Source organism: Bradyrhizobium sp. BR2003, assembly GCF_009720285.1.
In the GTDB taxonomy this organism is placed as follows: Bacteria; Pseudomonadota; Alphaproteobacteria; order Rhizobiales; family Xanthobacteraceae; genus Bradyrhizobium; species Bradyrhizobium elkanii.
On the sequence record NZ_SMYJ01000030.1, the window covers coordinates 240,458 to 262,833 of the forward strand.

The 22,376-nt window shown below is 65.4% G+C and carries 25 protein-coding genes; 8 read left to right on the forward strand and 17 right to left on the reverse strand.

The window, feature by feature from the left end; all coding sequences use genetic code 11:
* Positions 1-14: 14 nt before the first annotated feature.
* Entirely contained in the window at positions 15-581 is a 567-nt protein-coding gene (locus E2I15_RS25475) for a carboxymuconolactone decarboxylase family protein (protein ID WP_137476903.1), read from the reverse strand.
* Positions 582-668: 87 nt separating this feature from the next.
* Between E2I15_RS25475 and E2I15_RS25480 the strand changes: the two genes are divergently transcribed.
* Positions 669-1,004 (forward strand): winged helix-turn-helix transcriptional regulator, encoded by a 336-nt coding sequence (locus tag E2I15_RS25480; protein ID WP_137476999.1) that lies wholly within the window; start codon positions 669-671, stop codon positions 1,002-1,004.
* Here the strand turns inward: E2I15_RS25480 and E2I15_RS25485 are convergent.
* From E2I15_RS25485 to hemH, 3 genes are all read right to left on the reverse strand, one after another.
* Positions 1,001-1,447: an NfeD family protein gene (locus tag E2I15_RS25485; protein ID WP_137476902.1), complete on the reverse strand. Its 447-nt coding sequence runs from the start codon at positions 1,445-1,447 to the stop codon at positions 1,001-1,003. The genes E2I15_RS25480 and E2I15_RS25485 overlap by 4 nt on opposite strands.
* Before the next feature lie 41 nt (positions 1,448-1,488).
* The gene (locus E2I15_RS25490; RefSeq protein ID WP_018269705.1) at positions 1,489-2,493 is read right to left on the reverse strand and encodes an SPFH domain-containing protein; all 1,005 of its coding nucleotides are present in this window, start codon (positions 2,491-2,493) and stop codon (positions 1,489-1,491) included.
* 168 nt (positions 2,494-2,661) lie between these two features.
* Positions 2,662-3,699, reverse strand: a complete 1,038-nt coding sequence (gene hemH, locus E2I15_RS25495) for a ferrochelatase (RefSeq protein ID WP_137476901.1) — start codon at positions 3,697-3,699, stop codon at positions 2,662-2,664.
* Positions 3,700-3,825: 126 nt separating this feature from the next.
* Here hemH and E2I15_RS25500 point away from each other — a divergent pair, with 126 nt between their 5' ends.
* A complete protein-coding gene (locus E2I15_RS25500) occupies positions 3,826-4,224 on the forward strand; it encodes an MAPEG family protein (RefSeq protein WP_016842609.1) in 399 nt (132 codons plus the stop codon).
* Between the two features lie 84 nt (positions 4,225-4,308).
* Here E2I15_RS25500 and E2I15_RS25505 read toward each other — a convergent pair whose 3' ends face one another.
* Genes E2I15_RS25505 through E2I15_RS25515 form a run of 3 tightly spaced genes read right to left on the reverse strand, consistent with a single transcriptional unit; the run spans position 4,309 to position 8,155 of the window.
* Positions 4,309-5,430: a nickel/cobalt transporter gene (locus E2I15_RS25505; RefSeq protein WP_155262560.1), complete on the reverse strand. Its 1,122-nt coding sequence runs from the start codon at positions 5,428-5,430 to the stop codon at positions 4,309-4,311.
* Complete coding sequence (locus E2I15_RS25510; RefSeq protein ID WP_137476998.1) at positions 5,427-6,065, reverse strand: DUF1007 family protein; 639 nt, start codon at positions 6,063-6,065, stop codon at positions 5,427-5,429. The genes E2I15_RS25505 and E2I15_RS25510 overlap by 4 nt, the downstream gene beginning before the upstream one ends.
* A 14-nt stretch (positions 6,066-6,079) precedes the next feature.
* Positions 6,080-8,155, reverse strand: a complete 2,076-nt coding sequence (locus E2I15_RS25515) for a M3 family metallopeptidase (RefSeq protein ID WP_137476899.1) — start codon at positions 8,153-8,155, stop codon at positions 6,080-6,082.
* 130 nt (positions 8,156-8,285) lie between these two features.
* Here E2I15_RS25515 and E2I15_RS25520 point away from each other — a divergent pair, with 130 nt between their 5' ends.
* The 6 genes from E2I15_RS25520 to E2I15_RS25545 all read left to right on the forward strand — a co-directional run bounded on the left by E2I15_RS25520 (position 8,286) and on the right by E2I15_RS25545 (position 13,250).
* Complete coding sequence (locus E2I15_RS25520) at positions 8,286-8,546, forward strand: hypothetical protein (protein ID WP_028332864.1); 261 nt, start codon at positions 8,286-8,288, stop codon at positions 8,544-8,546.
* Between the two features lie 671 nt (positions 8,547-9,217).
* On the forward strand, positions 9,218-10,360 hold the full coding sequence (locus tag E2I15_RS25530; RefSeq protein ID WP_016842601.1) for a type III PLP-dependent enzyme: 1,143 nt from the start codon (positions 9,218-9,220) through the stop codon (positions 10,358-10,360).
* Positions 10,361-10,489: 129 nt separating this feature from the next.
* Complete coding sequence (locus E2I15_RS25535) at positions 10,490-11,107, forward strand: GNAT family N-acetyltransferase (RefSeq protein WP_137476898.1); 618 nt, start codon at positions 10,490-10,492, stop codon at positions 11,105-11,107.
* Positions 11,108-11,118: 11 nt separating this feature from the next.
* Entirely contained in the window at positions 11,119-11,286 is a 168-nt protein-coding gene (locus E2I15_RS38870) for a hypothetical protein (RefSeq protein WP_162832417.1), read from the forward strand.
* Between the two features lie 91 nt (positions 11,287-11,377).
* Entirely contained in the window at positions 11,378-11,767 is a 390-nt protein-coding gene (locus E2I15_RS25540) for a RidA family protein (protein ID WP_137476897.1), read from the forward strand.
* A gap of 40 nt (positions 11,768-11,807) precedes the next feature.
* Positions 11,808-13,250: a homospermidine synthase gene (locus E2I15_RS25545; RefSeq protein ID WP_028341360.1), complete on the forward strand. Its 1,443-nt coding sequence runs from the start codon at positions 11,808-11,810 to the stop codon at positions 13,248-13,250.
* A gap of 186 nt (positions 13,251-13,436) precedes the next feature.
* Here the strand turns inward: E2I15_RS25545 and E2I15_RS25550 are convergent, their stop codons facing one another.
* The 10 genes from E2I15_RS25550 to E2I15_RS25595 form a co-directional block, all read right to left on the reverse strand.
* Positions 13,437-14,177 carry an acetoacetate decarboxylase gene (locus E2I15_RS25550; RefSeq protein ID WP_170991403.1) on the reverse strand — a complete coding sequence of 247 codons (741 nt, stop codon included), beginning with the start codon at positions 14,175-14,177 and terminating at the stop codon, positions 13,437-13,439.
* 120 nt (positions 14,178-14,297) lie between these two features.
* Positions 14,298-14,630 carry a hypothetical protein gene (locus E2I15_RS25555; protein ID WP_137476895.1) on the reverse strand — a complete coding sequence of 111 codons (333 nt, stop codon included), beginning with the start codon at positions 14,628-14,630 and terminating at the stop codon, positions 14,298-14,300.
* A gap of 81 nt (positions 14,631-14,711) precedes the next feature.
* Positions 14,712-15,428, reverse strand: a complete 717-nt coding sequence (locus E2I15_RS25560) for an MgtC/SapB family protein (RefSeq protein WP_137476894.1) — start codon at positions 15,426-15,428, stop codon at positions 14,712-14,714.
* A gap of 98 nt (positions 15,429-15,526) precedes the next feature.
* Positions 15,527-16,546: a WD40 repeat domain-containing protein gene (locus E2I15_RS25565; protein ID WP_155262561.1), complete on the reverse strand. Its 1,020-nt coding sequence runs from the start codon at positions 16,544-16,546 to the stop codon at positions 15,527-15,529.
* Positions 16,546-17,601: a CobW family GTP-binding protein gene (locus E2I15_RS25570; RefSeq protein WP_137476892.1), complete on the reverse strand. Its 1,056-nt coding sequence runs from the start codon at positions 17,599-17,601 to the stop codon at positions 16,546-16,548. Before E2I15_RS25570 ends, E2I15_RS25565 begins: the two co-directional genes overlap by 1 nt.
* Positions 17,602-17,656: 55 nt before the next feature.
* Positions 17,657-18,529, reverse strand: coding sequence for a metal ABC transporter substrate-binding protein (locus tag E2I15_RS25575; RefSeq protein WP_137476891.1), 873 nt, complete (start codon positions 18,527-18,529; stop codon positions 17,657-17,659).
* A gap of 5 nt (positions 18,530-18,534) precedes the next feature.
* Positions 18,535-19,404: a metal ABC transporter permease gene (locus tag E2I15_RS25580; protein ID WP_137476997.1), complete on the reverse strand. Its 870-nt coding sequence runs from the start codon at positions 19,402-19,404 to the stop codon at positions 18,535-18,537.
* A gap of 5 nt (positions 19,405-19,409) precedes the next feature.
* The gene (locus E2I15_RS25585; RefSeq protein ID WP_137476890.1) at positions 19,410-20,165 is read right to left on the reverse strand and encodes a metal ABC transporter ATP-binding protein; all 756 of its coding nucleotides are present in this window, start codon (positions 20,163-20,165) and stop codon (positions 19,410-19,412) included.
* Positions 20,166-20,170: 5 nt separating this feature from the next.
* A complete protein-coding gene (locus tag E2I15_RS25590; RefSeq protein WP_137476889.1) occupies positions 20,171-20,362 on the reverse strand; it encodes a hypothetical protein in 192 nt (63 codons plus the stop codon).
* A gap of 951 nt (positions 20,363-21,313) precedes the next feature.
* Positions 21,314-22,231 carry a LysR family transcriptional regulator gene (locus tag E2I15_RS25595; RefSeq protein ID WP_137476888.1) on the reverse strand — a complete coding sequence of 306 codons (918 nt, stop codon included), beginning with the start codon at positions 22,229-22,231 and terminating at the stop codon, positions 21,314-21,316.
* Positions 22,232-22,376: the final 145 nt, after the last annotated feature.

Sequence of the window (22,376 nt, forward strand, 5' to 3'; positions counted from 1 at the left end):
ACCATAGCTCGATGCTACGCATCGCCCCGGAATGACTGTGGCTGACGGGGAAACCGCGCCGCCGTTTCCTCCAGCGGCAGGGCCAGCGCGTTGGCGAGGTAGGAGACCGTTCGGTAGAAGCCGCACAGCAGGATGATCTCCAGGATCTGGTCCTCATCGTAATGCGCCGACAGCGCCGCGAATTCCGCGTCATCCAGCGTCGCCCGCGCATGCAGCGCGTCGACCGCCGCGATCATCGCCTGTTCGGCCGGCGACCAGCAAGCGGCATCGGCCGCACCGCGCACGGTGGCGTCGACCTGCTGCTCCGTCAGCTCGGCGGCCGCGCCGAACGCCGTGACATGGACGCCCCATTCATATTCGCAGGCGTTGAGTGCGCAGGTGCGGTCGATCACGATCTCCCGCTCCCTGAGCGACAACGGCCCGCGGTCCAGCAGGCTGCCGCCGCGGAATTTTTCCCAGGCGCGCGGATGGCCCGCCATCACGCGGAACAGCACCAGCGGCGGCTTGCCGCGCATGATGCGATCGAAATGCTGTTGAACGTCCGCCGGATAGGGCGGATCGAGCGGCGCGAGGCGTGACATGGCCTGATCCCGTTGCTACATTTAATGTAGCAACACGCTACAATATCTGTAGCGACTCGCAAGAGGGATTCGATGGGAATTCGCGACATGCCGAAGCAGGGCCCAGTCACAAGACCCGGCGTCCGCGGCTCGCGGACCGGCCGCCCGATCATGGCGCTGCTCGATCTGTTGGGACGGCGCTGGACCTTGCGCATCATCTGGGAGCTGCGCGAGGGCGCGCTGACCTCGCGCGCGCTGCGCACCGCGTGCGACGAGGCCTCGCCAACGATCCTGCAGACGAGATTGACGGAGCTGCGCGAGGCCGGCTTCGTCGAACTATCGGAGGATGGTTACGGCCTCACCGCGCTCGGGAGGGAGCTGTTCCAGACCTTCACGCCACTCCATCGCTTCGCCGAGCGCTGGAGCAAGCAGCACGCCGGCTAGACCGCGGCCACCGTCAGGCTGGCGCCATCGGCGCGGACCACCTTCACCCGACTGCCGGCCGGCGCATCGGGGCCGGCGACGCGCCACACCGTATCGTCGATCCGCACCGTTCCCGATCCGTCGACGATCGGCCTCTCCAGCGTGAATTCGCGGCCGACCAGGGCTTCGTTGCGGCGGTTGAGGAAGGGATTGGTCTTGCTTGCCGCCGTCGCGCCCTTGGCAAAATGCCGCCACGCCGGCACCGCCAACGCGGCGAACACTGCGAACATCAAGAGCTGCATCTGCCAGGACGGCGTGAAAGCGAACGACAGCAGGCCCACAAGGAGCGCCGCGAGCCCGAGCCAGAACAGGAATACCCCGGGCGCGGCAAGCTCCAGCGCCATCAGGATGAAGCCGAAGATCAGCCAGTTCCAGGTACCCAATGTCGAAAACATCTCGGCCATGACACGACCTCTACCATTGCGGGCGCGACGCCGTCACGCCCTCACCGCTGCGGCGGCACCGGCGGCGGCGCAGTCGGGCCGGCCGGCGGGACCGAGCCGCCACGCCGCGCCGCGGCCGTAGCGGACGCCGCACTCTCGCCAAAGGTGGCGCGGGCGATCTCGCCGATGCCGGCCAGCGAACCCAGCACGCTGGAGGTCTCGATCGGCAGCATCAAGACCTTCTGGTTCGGCGATTCCGCGAGCTGGCCGAACGCCTTGATGTACTTGTCGGCGATGAAATAGTTCAGCGCGGCGACGTCGCCCTTGGCGATCGATTCCGACACCATCTGGGTCGCCTTGGCCTCGGCCTCGGCGAGCCGCTCGCGCGCTTCTGCGTCGCGGAAGGCGGCCTCGCGGCGGCCCTCGGCCTGCAGAATCTGCCCCTGCTTGGCGCCCTCGGCGCGCAGGATCTCGGATTGCCGCTGGCCCTCCGCCTGCAGGATGTCGGCGCGCTTGACGCGCTCGGCCTTCATCTGCCGGCCCATCGCCTCGACGAGGTCGGCCGGCGGCACGATGTCCTTGATCTCGATGCGGTTGACCTTGACGCCCCAGGGCGACACCGCGGCGTCGACCACGCGCAGCAGCCGCTCGTTGATCTCGTCGCGATGCGACAGCACCTGGTCGAGATCCATCGAGCCCATCACCGAGCGGATGTTGGTCATGGTCAGGACGGTGATCGCCTGGTTGAGATTGGCGACCTCGTAGCTCGCCTTGGCGGCATCGAACACCTGGTAGAACGCGACGCCGTCCACCGTCACGGTGGCGTTGTCCTTGGTGATCACCTCCTGCTCGGGGATGTTGATCACCTGCTCCATCATGTTGATCTTGCGACCGATGCGATCGAAGTAGGGCACGATCAGATTGAGGCCGGGCGACAGCGTGCGGGTGTATTTGCCGAACCGCTCGATGGTCCAGTCAAACCCCTGCGGAACGGTCTTGATCCCGGCGAACAGCGTAACGATGACGAGAAGAACAAACGCGATCGCGAAAACGTCGAAGCCAGTCATAAAGTCCTCCAGGGCCGGCGAGACCGTCGCCAGTCACGGTCGTGCATTGGTCGGCAGGACCGCTCCGCCGGTTCAGCCGGCTGTTGTTCTCCCTAGCACATAGGAAGCTGCTGTCGGATGACCAGATGTCAACGAATGCCTGTACCCGGCGTCACGGATCGTTAACAATCAGATCCAGCCCTGAAGCTCGCGCAGCACGAGCTGGCGGATCACGTCCATGCCGCCGTCGCTGTCGTTGAGGCAGGGGATCGCCGTGAACTGTTCGCCGCCATTGTGCCGGAATATCTCGGCATTCTCCTGCGCGATCTCCTCCAGTGTCTCCAGGCAATCGGCGGAGAAGCCGGGCGTAACCACGGCAATGCGCCGCACGCCGTCCCTGGCCAGCTTCTCGACCGTCTTGTCGGTATAGGGCTGCAGCCACTCGGCATTGCCGAAGCGCGACTGGAAGGTGAGGATCAGCTCGTTGGCATCGAGCCCGAGCCGCTTGCGCAACGCATTGGTCGTGGCGATGCATTGCGCCTGATACGGATCGCCCTTGTCGACATATTCCTTCGGCATCCCGTGGAACGAGGCGACGATGATCTCGGGCTGGAACGGCAAGGTCGCAAGATGCGCATTGATCGAGACCGCGAGCGCCTCGATGTAATCGGGGTCGTCGTAGTAAGGCGGCGTCACCCGCAGGATCGGCTGCGCGCGCATGCCGGCCAGCACGCGAAACGCCTCGTCGCAGACGGTCGCGGACGTCGCGGCGGAATATTGCGGATAGAGCGGCACCACCAGGAGCCGGCCGCAGCCCTGCGCCGCCAGCGCCTCGATGCGCTCCTTGATCGAAGGGTTGCCGTAGCGCATCGCCCAGTCGACCACGACGTGGTCGTGATCGGCGATCGCCTCCGCCAGCTTGTCGGCCTGCGAGCGCGTGATGGTCTTCAGCGGCGACTCGTTCTTCTCGGTGTTCCAGATCTTCAGATAGTCGCGCGCCTTGCGGGCCGGACGGACGCGCAGGATGATGCCGTTGAGGATCAGCTTCCAGAGCAGGCCCTGGTCCTCGATCACCCGCGGATCGGACAGGAATTCCTTGAGATAGACCCGCACGCCGGCGGCATCCGCCGTATCGGGCGTGCCGAGATTGACCAGGAGCACGCCGACGCGTTCCGGCTTCAGCGCCGCGGCAGGCTTCGCGCTCTCGAAGGGGATCACCGTGCTCATGATGGCCTTGCGCTTGCGTCCTTCGCTTGGGGTGCCTCGCTTGGGCTCTTGGGCTTCGCGCGTTGCTCCAACCTTGTCAAGCCGAGTGCGGGTTGGCTACGTTCCCGTGCGGAATAAGGGGGAACCATGACGATCGCCGAATGGTGCGTCTTCGGGACGCTGATGCTCTCGCTGCTGACGATCGTATCTGTGAAGTGGACCGGCTTCCGCAGCTTCGACAATGCCAGGCCGCGCGATCCCGACTTCTACGACGATCCGATCCGCTCGCGGGCGCTCGGCGCGCACCAGAACGGCATCGAGGCCTTTCCGTTCTTCGCCTTCGCCGTGCTGCTCGCCGAATTCCGCGTCGGCCCGCTGCGGCTGATCGACGAGCTCGCGGTGCTGTTCCTGATCGTGCGGATCGCCTACGTCTTCACCTATATCGGCAACCGCCCGACGCTGCGCTCGATCCTCTGGAGCATCGGCTTTGCGATCAACATCGCGATCTTCCTGCTGCCGGCAATCAGGGGTTATCTGACGAGCTGAGCGTCGGTTTGCTCCCTGATCCGTCATCCCCACGCAAAGGCGAAGCCTTTGTGCGGGGATGACGGATCACGTGGAATGGGAGCCCTACAAACACGTCGCCCGCTCGGCCGCGACGTAGCCGAACAGCAGCCCGAGCCCGAACAGCAGCACGAGGCCCGCGGCGGCGAACTCCAGGCCGCGCATGATGGCCATGCCGCCGCCGTCGCGCGCCGCGCTCAGCCGCTCCGCGACGCCGCGCGCCGATACCGCGACGAGCGCGATCGCCGCCACCGTGATGGCGGTGCCGAGCCCCATCACGAAGGTCGCGGCGATGCCGGCCCAGAACAGGCCCTGCGCCAGCGCGAACACCAGCACCAGGATCGCGCCCGAGCAGGGCCGGATCCCGACCGTGAGGATCGCGCCGAGCCCCCGCCGCCAGCCGCCAGGACCGGCGAGCTCGGCCGGCGTCGGCCCGTGCGAATGGCCGCAATGCTCGTCATGAACGTGATGCGCGTCATGACCGTGCTCGTGGCCATGGTCATGATGATGCCCGTGATCGTCATGCGCGTGACGATCATGGTGATCATGGCCGTGGTCATGGTGATCGTGATCATGATGGTCGTGATCGTGCTGATGCGCGCCGGCCATCGCCAGCGCCGGGCGCGGCATCTGCAGCGCGCGGAAGAAGCCACCGCCCTTGACCCAGACCAGCCGGGCGCCGAACGCCGCGATCAGCGCGTAGCTTGCGATCTCGATCGCCTTCTCCGCCCCGCACATGGTCTTCGCCGTCGCGTTGAGCAGCCAGGCGCAGACGCCGACGATGAGAACCGCGACCAGCGACTGCAGCAGCGCGGAGGCGAACGACAGCACGATGCCGCGCCGCGCGGTCTCTCGGTTGGCGACCATGTAGGATGAGATCACCGCCTTGCCGTGGCCGGGGCCGGCGGCATGGAAAATCCCGTAGGCAAAGGAGATCACAAGCAGCGTCCAGACCGCCGAGCCGTCGGATTTCGCGGCGCGGATGGTCTGGGAAATCTCGCGATAAAACTCCGACTGTTTGGCCAACAGCCAGCCGACCAGCCCGCCCTGCGGTTCGGGAGCGCGCGGCGCGCCGAACGGATTCTGCGCCAGCAGCGCATGAACGGCGCCGTCGAGCAGCGCAAATGCCGCCAGCACGGCAGCGGACACGGCGAGGCCGCGCATCATGCGGGAGGCGATCGGCGTCATGGGCACTCCACCGAGACCTTGTTGGCGAACATCATGCCGAAATTGCCGTTGCCACCGTCGAGAAAGTTCTGCTCGCCGAGCTTCTGCGCGGCGGCGGTGCCGTCACTGTTCGGCCGTTCGAACTGCATCTTGCAGTCCGCCGCGGCGCCGACCAGCTTGACCGGCTCCTTCTCGGCATACTGGAAGTCGATGAAATAGGTCGGATCGAACACTTCGAGCGAGAGCTGCCTCGCCTTGAACGGCGTCTTCAGCGGCAAAGTGAAGTGCAGCGTCAGCGCCGAATCCTTGTATTCGAGGAAGTAGTCGACCGGCTCGGTGAACTTCTGCTTCTTGCCGTCGCCCTTGGCGAAGGTGAAGTAGGCGTATTCCTTCAGCGACTCGACATTGGTCTGCGCCAGCGGCGCCAGCTCCTCGCGGCTGTAGGCGCCCTTCACCTTGGTCTCGATACCCTGCAGCGCATAGGTCGAGAACATGTCGTCAAAGGTCCAGGCGTGGCGGACCCCGGTGATGGTGCCGTCGCGCGCGTAGATCAATTCGCTCTTGGCGACGATCCAGACATGCGGATGGGCCTCGGCGGCCGCCGTGCCGAGCACGACGGACACCGCAAGCACGAGCCAGCCGATCAGGCGCTTCAACGACGGCCGCACCTTCAGGCCGCCTCAGGCGTCTCGAGCAGGCCGCGACGGCGCAAAAGCGCGTCCGGCTCGGGCTCGCGGCCGCGGAAGGCGACATAGGCCTCCTCCGGATCGCGCGAGCCGCCCGACGAATAGATGTCGTCATGCAGCCGCTTGGCGGTTGCCGGATCGAAGATGTCGCCGGCCTCCTCGAAGGCGCCGAAGGCATCGGCGTCCATCACCTCCGACCACATGTAGCTGTAGTAGCCGGAGGCATAGTGGTCGCCGGAGAAGATATGGCCGAACTGGGTCGGCCGGTGCCGCAGCGAGATTTCGGCGGGCATGCCGATCTTCTCCAGCTCCTTCTGTTCGAAGGCGCGGACGTCCCAGCTCGCCGCCGCCGGCTGGGTGTGGAATTCGAGGTCGACCAGCGCCGAGGAGACGAACTCCACGGTGGCAAAGCCCTGGTTGAACTTGCGCGCGGCGAGGAAGCGCTTGAGCAGATCGTCCGGCAGCGCCTCCCCGGTCTGGTAGTGGCGGGCGAAGCGCTGCAGCACCTCGGGCCGCTCCTGCCAGTGCTCATAGAGCTGCGAGGGCAGCTCGACGAAGTCGGTGAACACGCTGGTTCCGGACAGCGACGGATAGGTCACGTTGGACAGCATGCCGTGCAGGCCATGGCCGAACTCGTGGAACAGGGTTCGCGCATCGTCGGGCGACAGCAGCGACGGCGCGCCGTCGGCGCCCTTGGCGAAGTTACAGACATTGATGACCAGCGGCGCGACGTCGCCGTCGAGCTTCTGCTGGTCGCGCAGCGAGGTCATCCAGGCGCCGGAACGTTTTGACGGCCGCGCGAAGTAGTCGCCGTAGAACAGCGCCTTGTGCCGGCCGTCGCGGCCCTTGACCTCCCAGACCCGGACGTCCGGATGCCACACCGGGACGTCCTTGCGTTCCTCGAAGGTGACGCCGAACAGGCGGGTGGCGCAGTCGAACGCGGCCTCGATCATGTGGTCGAGCACCAGATAGGGCTTGATTGCGGAATCGTCGAAATTGGCGCGGCGCTGGCGCAGCTTCTCGGCGTAGTAGCGCCAGTCCCAGGACGCCAGGGTGAAATTGCCGCCCTCCTCCGCGATCAGCGCCTGCAGCGCATCGCGGTCGGCGAGCGCCCGGGCCCGCGCCGGCTTCCAGACCCGCTCCAACAGGCCTCGCACGGCCTCCGGCGTCTTCGCCATGGAATCCTCGAGGCGGTAGGCGGCGTAGGTCGGGAAGCCCAGGATCTTGGCGGTCTCCTCGCGCAGCCTGAGGATCTCCACGATGGTCGCGTTGTTGTCGTTGGCGTTGCCATTGTCGCCGCGCGCCGTGAAGGCCTTGTAGACCTTCTCGCGCAGGTCGCGCCGCGACGAGCTCTGCAGGAACGGTTCGACCGAGGAGCGCGACAGCGTCACGATCGCCTTGCCGGGCATGCCGCGCTCTTCCGCTGCGGCCTTGGCAGCCGCCACAAATGTGTCGGAGAGACCGGCGCGGTCTCCCTCGCCGAGCTCCATGAACCACTCCTGCTCGTCGCCGAGCAGATGGTGGCTGAACGAGGTGCCGAGATGGGCGAGGCGCTCGTTGATCTCGGCCATGCGGGCCTTCGCCGCATCGTCGAGCCCGGCGCCGGAGCGGCGGAAGCGGGTGTAGGTGCGCTCCAACAGCCGCATTTGCTCGCCGGTCAGGCCGAGCGAGGCGCGCTTCTCGTGCAGCATGGCGATGCGGCCAAACAGCACAGCGTTCATCATGATCGGATTCCAGTGCCGCGCCATCCGGGGCGACACTTCCTTGTCGATCTCCAGGATCGCCGGGCTCGAATGCGCCGAGACCAGGTCGTAGAACACCGCCGAGACCTTCGACAGCAGCTTGCCGGAGCGCTCCAGCGCCGTGATGGTGTTGTCGAAGTCGGGCAGCGCCGGATCATGGGTGATCGCAGTCACTTCCGCGGAATGGTCGGCGAACGCCTGCTCGAAGGCGGGCAGGAAATGCTCCGGCTTGATCTCGGCGAAGGGCGGCGTCTCGAGCGGCGTCTGCCATGCCTTCAGAAGGGGGTTGGCGTGAGCGTCTGCGCTGGTTCCTGACATCGAATATCCCGTTTTTCGCCTTGAAAATGCTGCCCAATCTATATCACGCGATACGGCATTTTTGGGCCTTTTGCGCTTGATAGATGGGCACTTTTCGGAGAGATTGCGCCCCTTGAACAGGACCTATTCCATGACCATGCAGCCCTCCACCTCAGGCAACCGCACCATCGCCTGGCCGAGCGTCATCACCGTGATCTCGGCGGCGATCCTGATCGGCGCGGAAGTGTTCGGCGCGGCGTTCGCCGGCGGCTGGGCGCTCGCGATCCTGCTCGGGCTCGACGATGTCGCCGCGCACATCCTGCAGGCGGTGCTGTTCGGCATCGGCGTCTTGATCATGATCGCCTTCATCCGCGCAGCTCAACGCGTCGAGCCGTTCACGCGTCGCGCGTGAGTTTGAGCGATTCAAGAAAGCACTGCGGCACAGGGCTAAAACGCACACACGCTTCGTTAGTCATTCTTAACAGCCGTTCATCTTCAGCGCCTCCGACGCTTGCTGCGCGCGACATCGCAGGCACGCGTTAGGGAAATTTGTCGCTATCGCAAAAAAATTCTTGCGCCGCGAAGTCAAAAGATTTATTTCCTGCCTTGCCCAATTTCGCACGTGCCTGTGGTCGTGTGTCAGTCGGTAGGTATCCGGACAAGAGGCCGGACAGCCGCCAAGGGGTGGAAGAACCGAGGGTCGCTTACGTCCATCAGGACACGAGGCGGCCAGCATCTCTCTCCAGGGATGCCGTTGAAGGTCTCGCCACTCTTTGCAACCGTGACTGGCAGCCGGAGGCGAACCGGCGCACCCCGCTCTCAACGGGGGACGCGACTTAAAGCAACGACGGATCGGGCTTTTTTGGTCTCTACCGGCGGTCCAACGCCGGCCCGGGCTACTGAAAAGGCTTGTCCTTCATTGCCAGGTGAGCGGGCGGGAAACTCTCCCAACCAATCCACGGCAGCACAGTCTGGTTTGAGTCTCTTGGCCTCAACGCGCCTCCATCGCGCGATGTGGCCGAAGCGCTCTTACCCGACGTCACGTTGATGCGGATCCCGTCGCTGGGGCCGTTGGAGAGTGCCATGACTGAACGTATCCAGGAATTCCTGCGCAACCGCCGCCAGGATGGTCTCGACACCGAGCCGTGCCTCGTCGTCGACCTCGAAGTCGTGCGCGACAACTACCAGACCTTCGCGAAGGCGCTGCCGGACAGCCGCGTGTTCTACGCGGTGAAGGCCAATCCTGCGCCCGAAGTGCTGTCGCTGCTGGCCTCGCTCGGCTCCTGCTTCGACACCGCGACCGTCGCGGAGATCGAGATGGCGCTGGCCGCCGGTGCGACGCCGGACCGCATCTCCTATGGCAACACGATCAAGAAGGAGCGCGACATCGCGCGTGCCTTCGCGCTCGGCATTCGCCTGTTCGCGGTCGACTGCGCCGCCGAGGTCGAGAAGGTCGCCCGTGCCGCCCCCGGCGCCAAGGTGTTCTGCCGCATCCTCTATGACTGTGCCGGCGCCGAGTGGCCGCTGTCGCGCAAGTTCGGCTGCGACCCGGAGATGGCGGTCGAGGTGCTCGACCTCGCCAAGCGCCTGGGTCTGGAGCCGTGCGGCATCTCGTTCCATGTCGGTTCGCAGCAGCGCAAGGTGAAGGCGTGGGACCGCGCGCTCGCGATGGCGTCGACCGTGTTCCGTGACTGCGCCGAGCGCGGGATCAACCTCACCATGGTCAACATGGGCGGCGGCTTCCCGACCAAGTATCTCAAGGACGTTCCGCCGGTCCTGCAATATGGCCGGTCGATCTTCCGCGCGCTGCGCAAGCATTTCGGCAACCAGATCCCGGAGACGATCATCGAGCCGGGCCGCGGCATGGTCGGCAATGCCGGAATCATCGAGACCGAAGTCGTTCTGATCTCGAAGAAGAGCGACGAGGACGAGGTGCGCTGGGTCTATCTCGACATCGGCAAGTTCGGCGGTCTCGCCGAGACGATGGACGAGTCGATCCGCTACGCCATCCGCACCCCGCATGACGGGGCGGACATGACGCCGTGCGTGCTCGCGGGCCCGACCTGCGACAGCGCCGACGTGCTGTACGAGAAGCTGCCGTATCCGCTCCCGGTGACGCTCGAGATCGGCGACAAGCTGCTGATCGAAGGCACCGGCGCCTATACGTCGACCTACTCGTCGGTGGCGTTCAACGGCATTCCGCCGCTGAAGACTTACCACATCTGACCCGCCTCCTTTTCGAGGCCTGATAAACCGGGAGCCGGCCCCGCCGGCTCCTTCCCGATCATTTTTGGTTTTCTGAATGACGCTTGCCGCGGCGTACGACATGCCGTTGCAAGCGGGGACTGACGTGCCATGACTGCAAAACGGAACACCCCCGTTGCCCTCATCCGAGATGCCGCCCCGTTCGCGATCCGTGCGGAGCGTGGCTCGGACGTCGTCGCACGCGAAGCGCTGCTGGATGCCTGCTTTGGCCCGAATCGCCATACGCGCACCTGCCAGCGCCTGCGCGACGGACGCGCGCCCGCCGCAGGCCTGAGCCTTGCGGCGGTGCGCCAGGACGGCCGGCTGGTTGGAACCGTGCGGTTGTGGCACGTCAGCGCGGCGGGCCGCAGCGCGCTGATGCTGGGGCCGCTGGCAGTCGACGACGACTGCCGCGGCCTCGGCGTCGGCGCCGCGCTGATGCAGCGTGCGCTGGCGGTCGCCAAGGCGCGCGGCCACGGCGCCGTGATCCTGCTTGGCGATGCGCCCTACTACGCCCGCTTCGGCTTCACCGCCGCCAAGACCGGCGAGCTGTCGCTGCCGGGCACGTTCGAGCGCGAGCGGCTGCTCGGCCTCGAGCTTGTCGCCGGCGCGCTCGACGGCACCTGGGGCATGATCACGCCGACCGGCGCGCCGCTGCCCGAGGCCAAGGCATCGCGGACGCGGTCCCGGACCCGGAAGGCACCGCTCGCCGTGCCGCACGCGGCGTAAGGCGGGTCGTCATGTCGGAGCACCTTCCCATCACCGATGGCGCGCGCCCGCGTTGGCGCGGCCTCGTCACCACGGTCATGCTGATCCTGATCTCGGTGATGATCGTCAGGGATATCCTGGTCCGGCGCTGGACCGGCACGCCGCCATCGCCGCCGGACACCACGCTGCAGTCCCACTAACGCCGGCCGCGCCAGGCCTGAACCAAGGGGTTGCGCGGGCGGCAAAAATGCCCGTAAACCCCGCGCAAAGCCATTTTCAGTCGAGGTCCAGATGTCCCGCCGCCTGATTTCCACCGGCTCGCCCTTCGAGAAGACCGCCGGTTACAGCCGCGCCGTGATTGACGGCGACTTCGCCTTCGTCGCGGGAACCACCGGTTATGACTACGCCACGATGACCATGCCGGCAGATGTCACGAGCCAGTCACGGAACTGCTTCAAGACCATCGACGCCGCCCTCAAGGAGGGAGGCTTTGCGATGGCCGACATCGTCCGCGCGACCTACTACCTCACCGATGCCCGTGACGTGGATGCCCATTTCGCGGTCTGCGGCGAGGTCCTCGGCGACATCCGCCCGGCCGCAACGATGTTGATCGTCGCGGGGCTCTACAAGCCCGAGATGAAGGTCGAGATCGAAGTCACCGCGAAGCGTCGCAACCCCTGATCCACCCTATCCGCCGCTAGGCACTCTCCTGGAGAAAATGATGAGCCCCGCCTCGCAGATCTACGCGAAGATCACAGGTCCCATTGTCATGATCGGCTTCGGCTCGATCGGCAAAGGCACGCTGCCTTTGATCGAGCGGCATCTCGATTACGACAAGTCGCGCGTCACCGTGATCGACCCGAAGGACGAGGGCCGCAAGGCGCATTGCGAGAAGCACAACGTCAAATTCATCCAGAAGGCGGTGACCAAGGACAATTATCGCGACCTGCTGAGCCCGCTGCTCACTGAAGGCGGCGGCCAGGGCTTTTGCGTCAATCTGTCGGTCGATACCGGCTCGACCGACATCATGGAGCTCTGCAACGAACTCGGCGCTCTCTATATCGACACCGTCAACGAACCCTGGCTCGGCTTCTATTTCGATTCCTCGAAGGGCCCGGAAGCGCGCTCCAACTACGCCCTTCGCGAAGTGACGCTGGCCGCCAAGAAGGCGCGCCCCGCGGGCTCGACGACCGCCGTCTCCTGCTGTGGCGCCAATCCCGGCATGGTCTCGTTCTTCGTCAAGCAGGCGCTGCTCAATGTCGCCGCGGATCTCAAGCTCAATGCCCCGAAGCCGAAGACCAAGGCCGAATGGGCGGACCTGATGCGGCAGGCCGGCGTGAAGGGCATCCACATCGCCGAACGCGACACCCAGCGCTCCAAGTCGCCGAAAGAGCCTGACGTCTTCGTCAACACCTGGTCGGTGGAAGGTTTCCTGTCGGAAGGCGTGCAGCCGTCCGAACTCGGTTGGGGCACCCATGAGAAATGGATGCCCGAGAATGCGCATACCCACGAAGCCGGCTGCGGCGCAGCCATCTATCTGATGCAGCCCGGCGCCAACACGCGCGTGCGCACCTGGTGCCCGACCCGCGGCGCGCAGTATGGCTTCCTCGTCACCCACAACGAGTCGATCTCGATCGCCGATTACTTCACGGTGCGTGACGCATCGGGCACGGCGATCTATCGGCCGACCTGCCACTATGCCTATCACCCGGCCGACGACGCCGTGCTGTCGCTGCATGAAATGTTCGGCCGCGCAGCGAAGATGCAGGAAAAGCATCACATCCTCGACGAGAACGAGATCGTCGATGGCATCGACGAGCTCGGCGTCCTGCTGTTCGGCCATGACAACAATGCCTACTGGTACGGCTCGCAGCTCTCCATCGAGGAGACCCGCAAGCTCGCGCCCTATCAGAACGCCACCGGCCTGCAGGTGACGTCCGCCGTGCTCGGCGGCATGGTGTGGGCGTTGGAAAACCCGAACGAAGGTATCGTCGAGGCCGACGAGATGGACTTCGATCGTCTCTTGGAAATCCAGCTGCCGTATCTCGGCCCGGTGAAAGGTTTCTACACCGACTGGACCCCGCTGACGGATCGTCCGGGACTGTTTCCGGAAGATATCGACACCAGCGATCCCTGGCAGTTCAAGAATATTCTGGTGCGCTGACCCGAAGGGTCATCCCGATGCGCGCTTAGAGCGTTTTCGAGCGAAGTGGACACCGGTTCGCGTGAAGAAAACGCTTCAAAACAAGAATCTAGAGCTTCGGTTCTGATTCAATCAGAACCGAAAATGCTCCAGGCGCGCGGACCCGGGATCTCGAAATTGTTGCGCGGGATTCCCCGGGTTGACTCGTCATCTCGCCATGTAGTCGAACGCGACCGAGCCGAGGCCGAGCGTCAGGTCCGCCTTGAAATGCAGCGCCGAGACCACCTCGCGCACCGGCAGGCGGGCGACGTCGCACAGCGCGTGCGGAAACAGCCCGAGCGCGGCGGGACCGGTCCAGGCTTCCTTCAGCGTGATGTCTTCCAGATGAAACCGCACCAGCTCGCAGATCCGCGGGCCGCCGTCGACATGCGGGATGATTTTCAGAATGAAGTTCGGCGCCGTCATCGACTTCAAGACGGCGTCGTGATCGACCTTGCGGTGCTTGTAGCCCATGGTGGCGGAGGCGCAGAGCACCGAGCCGTAATGCAGCGAGCCGACCAGCACGTCGCTCTCGACCTCGATCCTGGGCCTTGCCAGCTTCTTCGGAAATCCCCACAGCTCGCGGCCGCCGGCGATCGGACCCTCGTCGTCGAGATACATCGCGTGGGTGTAGGCCCCCTCCTCGCCCCTGAAGCGAACCGGGATCACCTGCCCGGTCTCGGTGTAGTCGCCGAAGCCGGTCGAGTCCGGCATGCGGATGAACTCGTACTTCACCACCGGCTCGGCGACCTCGAGCGGCTCCGGCACCACGGCGGCAAGCGCTTCCGGGTCGGTCTTGTAGGTGATGATGAAATATTCGCGGTCGAAGAACCGGTAGGGCCCCGGCGGAAACGACGGGTTGGTGAGCGGCATCGAATAGGCGGTGCGCCTGATATCCTCGATCTTCATGGCAGGCCCCATCTGTCGTTGGCAAGACGACCGATTATGGAGGGCGTCGGCGGCGGAGGCGAGACCGTATAATCGGCAGCGTCCGTCAAATCCGCGTCACAATGCGAGCCTGCGGCGTGCTTACTTTTTCTCGATCGGCGGCGCGGTCTTCTCCGCGGGCGCGGGCGGCAGCATTGGCTTGGCGCCGGCCTTCTGAGCCTCGTCGTCGGGACGCGCGGGCTGTGGCGCCGGCGTGGTCGGCCGCTCGCCGCCCGGCTTCGACTCGGCCGGCGGCGCCGTCTTCTGCGGCTCGGGCGTCGGCGTCGGTTGCAGCGGCTGGGTCGCCTGCGCGATCTCCTGCGGCGGCGTCGCATTGATCGCGTGCAGCGAAAGCGCTGCGATCGCAACGCCCGCTGCTACCAGCGTCGAGGCGATCAGTATGTCGATTCGCAGCCTGGTCCGATCCGCAGCCATCTCGTTCACCTGCGCCTTGTCCGCGAGGTCAACGATCCTGCCACGGCATGGTTCCGAAGCGGCGCCTGCGGGAACCCCGGTTCAATCGGTGGTGCTGACCTCCCAGGTCGCGTGCCGCACGCCGGGTTGATGCTGCAGATCGACCACCACCGCGTTCAATTCGTTGGGCTCGACCGCGGTCGAGACCAGCGTCGCCACGATCTCGAGAAAGTCGTCGCCGGCCTCGACCACGTCGACATCGGCGACCGGATAGTTCGCTGCTTCCAGCTTCTCGACCAAGCGGTCGCGCATGCCGGGCAATGCCTCGGGAGTCACCGCGAGCTTGAAATAGTAGGTCGCCTCCGAGGCCTTCTCGTTCAGCGGGATGCGGTTGATGGCGTTGACCAGCGGACGCAGCAGCGTGTTGCCGGCGATCACGAACACGGTCAGCGCCGCCGCCTGCGCCGCGAGGTCAGCACCGGCGCAGGAGCCGACCGCGGCCGAGGCCCACAGCGTCGCCGCGGTGTTGAGTCCGCGCACGTCCATCCCCTGCTTCATGATGACGCCGGCGCCGAGGAAGCCGATCCCCGACACGACATAGGCGATCACCCGCACCGCGCCGTCGGCGCCGGCCAGATGCATCGCGAGGTCGACGAAGGCGGCAGCGCCGACCGCGACCAGCACATTGGTGCGCAGGCCCGCGGTGCGCTGCCGGTACTGCCGCTCGGCGCCGATCAGGGTGCCGAACACAAAGGCCGTGGTCAGGCTGACCAGCGTGTCGATGAAGTCGGCGAGCTGGAACGTGGTGAGAAATCGCATGACGCTGCGGCCCCGGCGCGAGCTTCGTCTTTTGACGCGTTTTCTTCACGCGAACCGGTAACCACTTCGCTCGAAAACGCTTCGTCTGCCGCGATCTCTTACATTTCCACGATGCCCGCGTCACCATCTTCCGTGCCGAAGGCGAGCAACGTGCCCTTGGCATTCCATCCGAGCGCGGACACCGCCGTGCCGGCGTTCCGGCGAACCAGGATCTCGGCGCCGTCCTCGAGCCGGACCATCAGCACGGTGCCGTCGGCATAGCCGACCGCCATAATGTCGTTCTTCGGATGGCAGGCGACCACCGCGACCCGCGCCGGCATCGGCGCCAGCATCGCCGGCTCCTTGCCCATCGGACCGTCCTTGCTGGTGAACGGCCAGACGATCACGGTATCGGCGCCCGAGGTTGCGAGCCCCTTGCCGCCGACGCTCCATGACATCGAGCGGACGCGGCCGGGATAGCCGCTCATCCGCATGTGCCTGTTGTCGGCGAGCCGCCAGCCATGCATCGCCGGCTCGTGCATCGCGGTGACGAGGAATTTGTTGTCCGGGCTGAACATGACGGCGAGATGCGAGCCGGCCCATTCCAGAAACTCCGGATTGGCCGCCATGTTGGGAAACCACAAGGTCACGCCATTGTAATGCGCGATCGCAAGCCGAAGGCCCTTCGGCGCAAAGGCAAGTCCGCCGACGGTCGACGGCACCTCGAAGGTTTTCTCTTCGCCCTTGGGATTGCGCACAAAGGCGGTCTTGCCCGCCGACCATGCCACGGTGCCGTCGCCATGCAGCGCGACATTGTCGATCCAACGCCGCTTGGCGTCGGTCGCAATGACAGAGGTCTCGCCCTTGGCGTCGATCGCGATCAGCTTGCCGTCGTCACCGCCGGTGACGAGCCGCTTGCCGTCGGAGGCGGCGCACAGGATGGCGCCGAAATGCGTCTCCGTCCGTGTGATTTCGCCGTCGGCGGTCGCGATCGCAACACCCTCCTCGGCGCCGACGAAGAACGCGCGGTCGCCGAGGAAATGCACCGACCCCACCGCCGCGCCGAGCGGCAGCGGCTTGACGCGGTCGGTGATCGAAACGATGGAAGAAGGGGCCTCGCCCGGATCGAACTCTTTCATCACGTGGTGATGCACTGCTCGAAGCCGTCGCGGATCGCCTGCTCGGGCAGTTCGCGACCGATGAACACGACGCGGCTCTCGCGCTTCTCGCCATCCTTCCATTTCCGCTGATGGTCGCCCTCCAGCATCATGTGGACGCCCTGGAACACATAGCGGTCGTCATCACCGGTGAAGGCGAGAATGCCCTTCGAGCGCAGGATCTTCTGGCCCTCGGTAGCGACGAGCTGCTGCAGCCAGGGCATGAACTTGGTCGGGTCGAGCGGCTTGTCCGAACGCAGCGACAGCGACTGCATGTCCTCGTCGTGATAATGCTTCAACCCGCCATGGCCATTGTCGTGATCATGGTGGTGATGATCATGATCATGGTGATGATGATCGTGATCATGGTCGTGATCGTCGGCGGCCTCGAGGAAATCGGGCTCGATCTCCAGGATGCGGTCGAGATCGAACGCGCCGCGCTCCAGCACATCGGTCAGCCCGACCTGGCAACGCTCGGTGCGGTGCAGCTTGGCATAGGGATTGATGCCGCGGATGCGGGCTTCGACCTCGGCGAGCTCGGGCTTGGAGACCAGGTCGGTCTTGTTCAACACGATGACGTCGGCGAACGCGATCTGGTTCTTGGCTTCCGGCGCGTCCTTGAGGCGGTCGCTCAGCCATTTGGCGTCGGCGACGGTCACGACCGCGTCGAGCCGGGCGTTCTTCTGCACGTCCTCGTCGACGAAGAAGGTCTGCGCGACCGGCGCCGGATCGGCAAGGCCGGTGGTCTCGACGATGATGGCGTCGAACTTGCCCTTGCGCTTCATCAGGCCGTCCATGATGCGGACAAGGTCGCCGCGCACCGTGCAGCAGACGCAGCCATTGTTCATCTCGAACACTTCCTCATCGGCGCCGATGATGAGGTCGTTGTCGATGCCGATCTCGCCGAATTCGTTGACGATGACGGCGTATTTCTTGCCGTGGTTTTCCGACAGGATGCGGTTCAACAGCGTGGTCTTGCCGGCGCCGAGATAGCCTGTCAGCACGGTCACAGGAATTTTTTGCGAAGCTTCAGCCATAACAACTCCGAAGGAACTTAGGTCCGCGCTCAATCCCGGCAGGGAGGCCCCTGCCCTACTCGGCGAGCGCGCTGGTCAGGGCCTTTATATTGTGCCTGACCATATCAATGTAAGTGGGTGCATCGCCCTTTTCGGCCGTCAAACCGTCCGAATACAGGGTGCCGCCGACCCGGGCGCCGGTCTCGGCCGCGATCCGCTCGATCAGGCGGGGATCGCTGATATTTTCGAGAAAAACTGCCGGAATTTTCGCAAGCTTGATCTGGGCGATGATCGCGGCGATATCGCGCGCGCTGGGCTCGGAATCGGTGGACACGCTGAGCGGCGAGAAGAACGTGACCCCGTAGGCATCGGCGAAATAACCGAAGGCGCCATGGGTCGAGATTAGCTTGCGCCGCGCCTCCGGCACTTTCGCCACCGCCTCGTGCACCTCGCGGTCGAGCGCCTCGAGCTTGGCCAGATAGGCGTCGGCATTGGCCTTGAAGACGGCTGCCTGGTCGGGGGCCGCGGCGATCAAACCGTCGCGAATATTGACGACATAGATCTTCGCATTGGCCACGGATTGCCAGGCATGCGGGTCGTCATGGCCGCCCATTTTCCGTGGCATGATCCCCTTGGTCGCCACCGCGACCAACGCCTTGCTGCCCGAGGCCTGCAGCAGCCGCGGCATCCAGCCTTCGAAGCCGAGGCCGTTGATGACCACGAGCTTGGCGTCGGCGACCTTCCTGGCATCAGCCGGCGTCGGCGCGTAGACATGCGCATCGCCGTCGGGCCCGACCAGCGCCGTCACGCCGACATCACTACCGCCGACATTGCGCACCATGTCGGCGAGGATCGAGAAGCTCGCGACGACGTTGATGCGCTCCGCGGCGCGCGCCGGTCCGCTCGCCAGCAGCAGCGCCAGACCAATCAAGCCGAACAACCGCCGCATCGTACTCACGCCTCGAGATGGCGGCCGGGAAACAGCTGCCGCACCAGGCCGCTGACATTGCCGAACAGCAGCGACACAATATAGAGCCCCGCCGCGACCAGGATGATCGCGGGACCGGAGGGAATCCGGGTCTGGTACGACAGCACCAGCCCGGCATAGCCCGACACAATCGCGCTCGCCACCGCGATGCAGATCATGGTGGTGATGTCGCGCGACCAGAACCGCGCGATGCCCGCGGGCAGGATCATCAGCCCGACGCCGAGCAGCGTGCCGAGCGCGTGGAAGCCGTTGACGAGGTTGACCACGACCAGCGCGAGGAAGGCGAGATGGGCCGGCGCGCCGGCCCGGCTCACGGTGCGCAAAAAGACCGGATCGACACATTCGATCACTAGCGGGCGATAGATCACCGCGAGCACCAAGAGCGTGAGGGTGGCGTTGAACGCGATCACCAGCAGCGTCTGGTCGTCCATCGCCAGGATGTTGCCGAACAGCACATGCAGCAGGTCGATATTGGTGCCCTTGATCGAAATAATCGTGACGCCGAGCGCGAGCGAGACCAGATAGAAGGTCGCGAGCGAGGCGTCCTCCTTCAGCTCGGTGGTGCGGGCGACGAGGCCGGCGAGCAGCGCCACGGCAAAGCCAGCGATCAGGCCGCCGGTCGTCATCGCGAACAAGTTGAGCCCGGACAGCAAGAAGCCGATCGCCGCTCCCGGCAGGATCGCATGCGCCATGGCGTCGCCGACCAGGCTCATCCGCCGCAGCATCAGGAACACGCCGATCGGCGCACCGCCGAGCGACAGTGCGATCACCGCCGCCAGCGCGCGGCGCATGAACTCGAATTCGGTGAAGGGCGTGACCAGCGCGTCGGATAGCATCGGCGTCAGGCGGCCCGCGAGCGTGGATCGGAGGCGCAAGCCGCGGCGCTGTCGTCGAACGCCTCGCACATCCGCATCGCGACCATCAGATTGTCGGCCGTCAGCGCCTCGGCGGTCGGTCCCCATTCCACCGGGCCGCGTGCCAGCAGCAGCGTCTCCGGGAAATTGTTGCGCACCATGTCGAGGTCGTGCAGCGCCGCCAGCACGGTGCGCCCCTCGCCGTTCCAGCGCTTCACCAGCGCCAGCAAATCGGCTGACGTCTTGGCGTCGATGGCGTTGAACGGCTCGTCGAGCACGATCAGGCGGGCGTCCTGCAACAGCACGCGTGCGAACAGCATGCGCTGGGTCTGGCCGCCGGACAGCGTGCCGATCGGGCGGTTCTCGAAGCCGTTGAGGCCGACCGCAGCGAGCGCCGCCAAAATCTTCTTGCGCGCGGCCCTGCCGATGCCGCCGAAGAAGCCGGTCGAGCGCCACAGCCCGGTGCCGACGAAATCGAACACCGAGATCGGGAAGCTGCGGTCGATGTCGGCGGACTGCGGCAGATAGGCGATGTCGCGGTGATCCAGCCCGTCGAGATCGATCACACCGGACAGCGGCTTGAGCACGCCGGCGATGCCGCGCAGCAGGGTCGACTTGCCGGCGCCGTTCGGGCCGATCACGGCGAGCAGCGCACCAGCCTCGACGGCACCATTGAGATGATGCACCGCCGGGTGGCGGTCATAGCCGAGCGTCACGTCGCGGAAGGTAACAAGAGCAGCCACGGGTCTCACCTCATCGCCAGCCAGACGACCGCCCACAGGCCGGCGCTGACCGCGAGCGCCGCGAGCAGACGGGCCGGCACGGGCATGCGCAGGATCGACCAGTGCGCGGCCTGCGCCGGATGCGCGTGCGGGCCGTGGCCGTGCCCGTGGGGGGCGTGGCCGCGATGGTGGTGGTCGTGGGTGTGCGTATGCGCCATGGAACGATTGTTATATTATAACATAACGCGAGTCTACAAACGAGGAACTCATGGCCGATCCGCAAAACCGGGGGATTGGGGGGGGGCAAGTCGTTTGTCTACCAGCTTGTCTATGTGAGCTAGCTAGACCCAAAGCTGCCAATCTTGACGTGCTAGCTATGTCTCCGAACACCTGTCAGTGATCTGTCCGGTCTAAACATCGAGCCGGGCGACGACAGCTTTAGCGGTGACGTAGCTTCGCATTCTCGCGGCATGTTTTCGATTGGCGCGTGAGGAAAATACCGGCGGAAGGGCTTCGGCGACGGAGAGACAGGCCCTATGCGACCAGCACATAGACCAGCACGGCAGCGGTGATCGCCATCCAGACGAGCGAGAGACGGAAATACAGCAGGTCCCGATTCATGGGCGCGAGCGTACACGTCCGCGCCGACGCCAACCTTTCACCAAGTTAAGGCATCGCGGATTTATCCACTAGGCACGCCAGCGGAATGGATTGGTGGTTGGCACGCCGAAAGACACAGCTCCGGCCCTCAATACATGAACATGGCAATCGCCATGAGGATGACCGGGCTTAGCCCCATCAGCACGACAAACACGCTGTAAAGTAGGTTGCCCATAACGCCGCCCTACGTTGGAACGGGAAGCTATGCCGGGAGGAACTCGGCAGGCCAGTGCAGTTTGTGCCAGCGGTATGTGAGCTTTGGGAATTAGCGAGCTATCTCAGGCCCTAGCCCGGCATCCCCGTAACACTACGAGGCATGGCTCAGGCAGAGAAAAGGGCGACGAGCGCCACCACCGCCAAAGCGGTAGCCACGCACCCTGCGATCATGACCCAGTCCTGACGCTTCGCCATGCCGGACAGGCTCATCTGGTCGGCGCGGGCCGCGTTGACTTAGGTCAACCGGCCAAAATCATTCGTCGGCCGTCGAGGCATCACGCAACGAGGCAGCCTCACGCCTCGCGCGCGTAACTCTTCAACCTTGCCTCGAGCACCGCGATCACCTGGTCGCGGACCGGATCGCGGGAGCCTTTCAGCCAGGCGGCGGCGAGCGGCAGGCGGCCGGCGCTGCTGCCGCGCTTCAGGCGGAGCGGCACAAAGCGGACGCCGGGGATCGCCATCCGCGCGGTCCAGCGCGGCACGATGGCAACACCGAGCCGCGCTGCCACCATGTTGACGATGGTCTGCTTCTCGTCGGCGATCTCCTGGATACGCGGCGTCAGCCCGGCCTCGTCGAACAGTTTTGTCGTCAGATCGTGGCTGTGCGGCCGCGAACGGCGCTCCGGCACGATCAAGGGCTGATCCGCGATGTCAGGCAGCACGATCTGCTTGCGCCGCGCCAGCGCATGCTTGTGCGACAACGCCACCACGGCGGTCTCCTGCAATAGCGGGACAAACTCGATGCGGCGGTCGGGCCGCTCCGGCGGGCGCACGAACGCAAGGTCGAGCGCGCCCGACAAGAGCTTCGGCAGCAGGCGGATGGTCTTCTCCTCGAGCAGTTGCACCGCGACGTCCGGATGGGCGGCGCGAACGGCGCGCAGCAGCGGCGGCAGCAGACCGGCCGCGGCGCTGTCGATCGCGCCGATCCGGAAGCGCCGCGCCTGTGGCTTGCGCAGCCGGCGGCGAAAGCCGTTCTCGATCGCCTCGGCACGGCCGAGCAGCGCGCGGCCCTCGCGCAGCAGCACAGAGCCGTCCTCGGTCAACGACACCGCGCGCGTGGTGCGCGCGAACAGCCGCACCCCGAGATCCTCTTCCAGGAGCTTGATGTGGCGGCCCAGCGCCGACGGCATCATCTGCAGGCGCTGCGCCGCGCGGCCGAAATGCAGTTCCTCGGCAGCCGCGACGAAGCAGCGAAGCTGGTGCAGTTCCAAGACGTCGCTTCCTTATGCCCGCGTTCGTCAAGGCCGGGCTTGTCCCGGCCAAAACGTCTTTTCCTTCGCCACGGCGTGGATGCCCGGCACAAGGCCGGGCATGACGCGGCCGGGTCCAATTATATCATTTTTTTGTATAAACCGG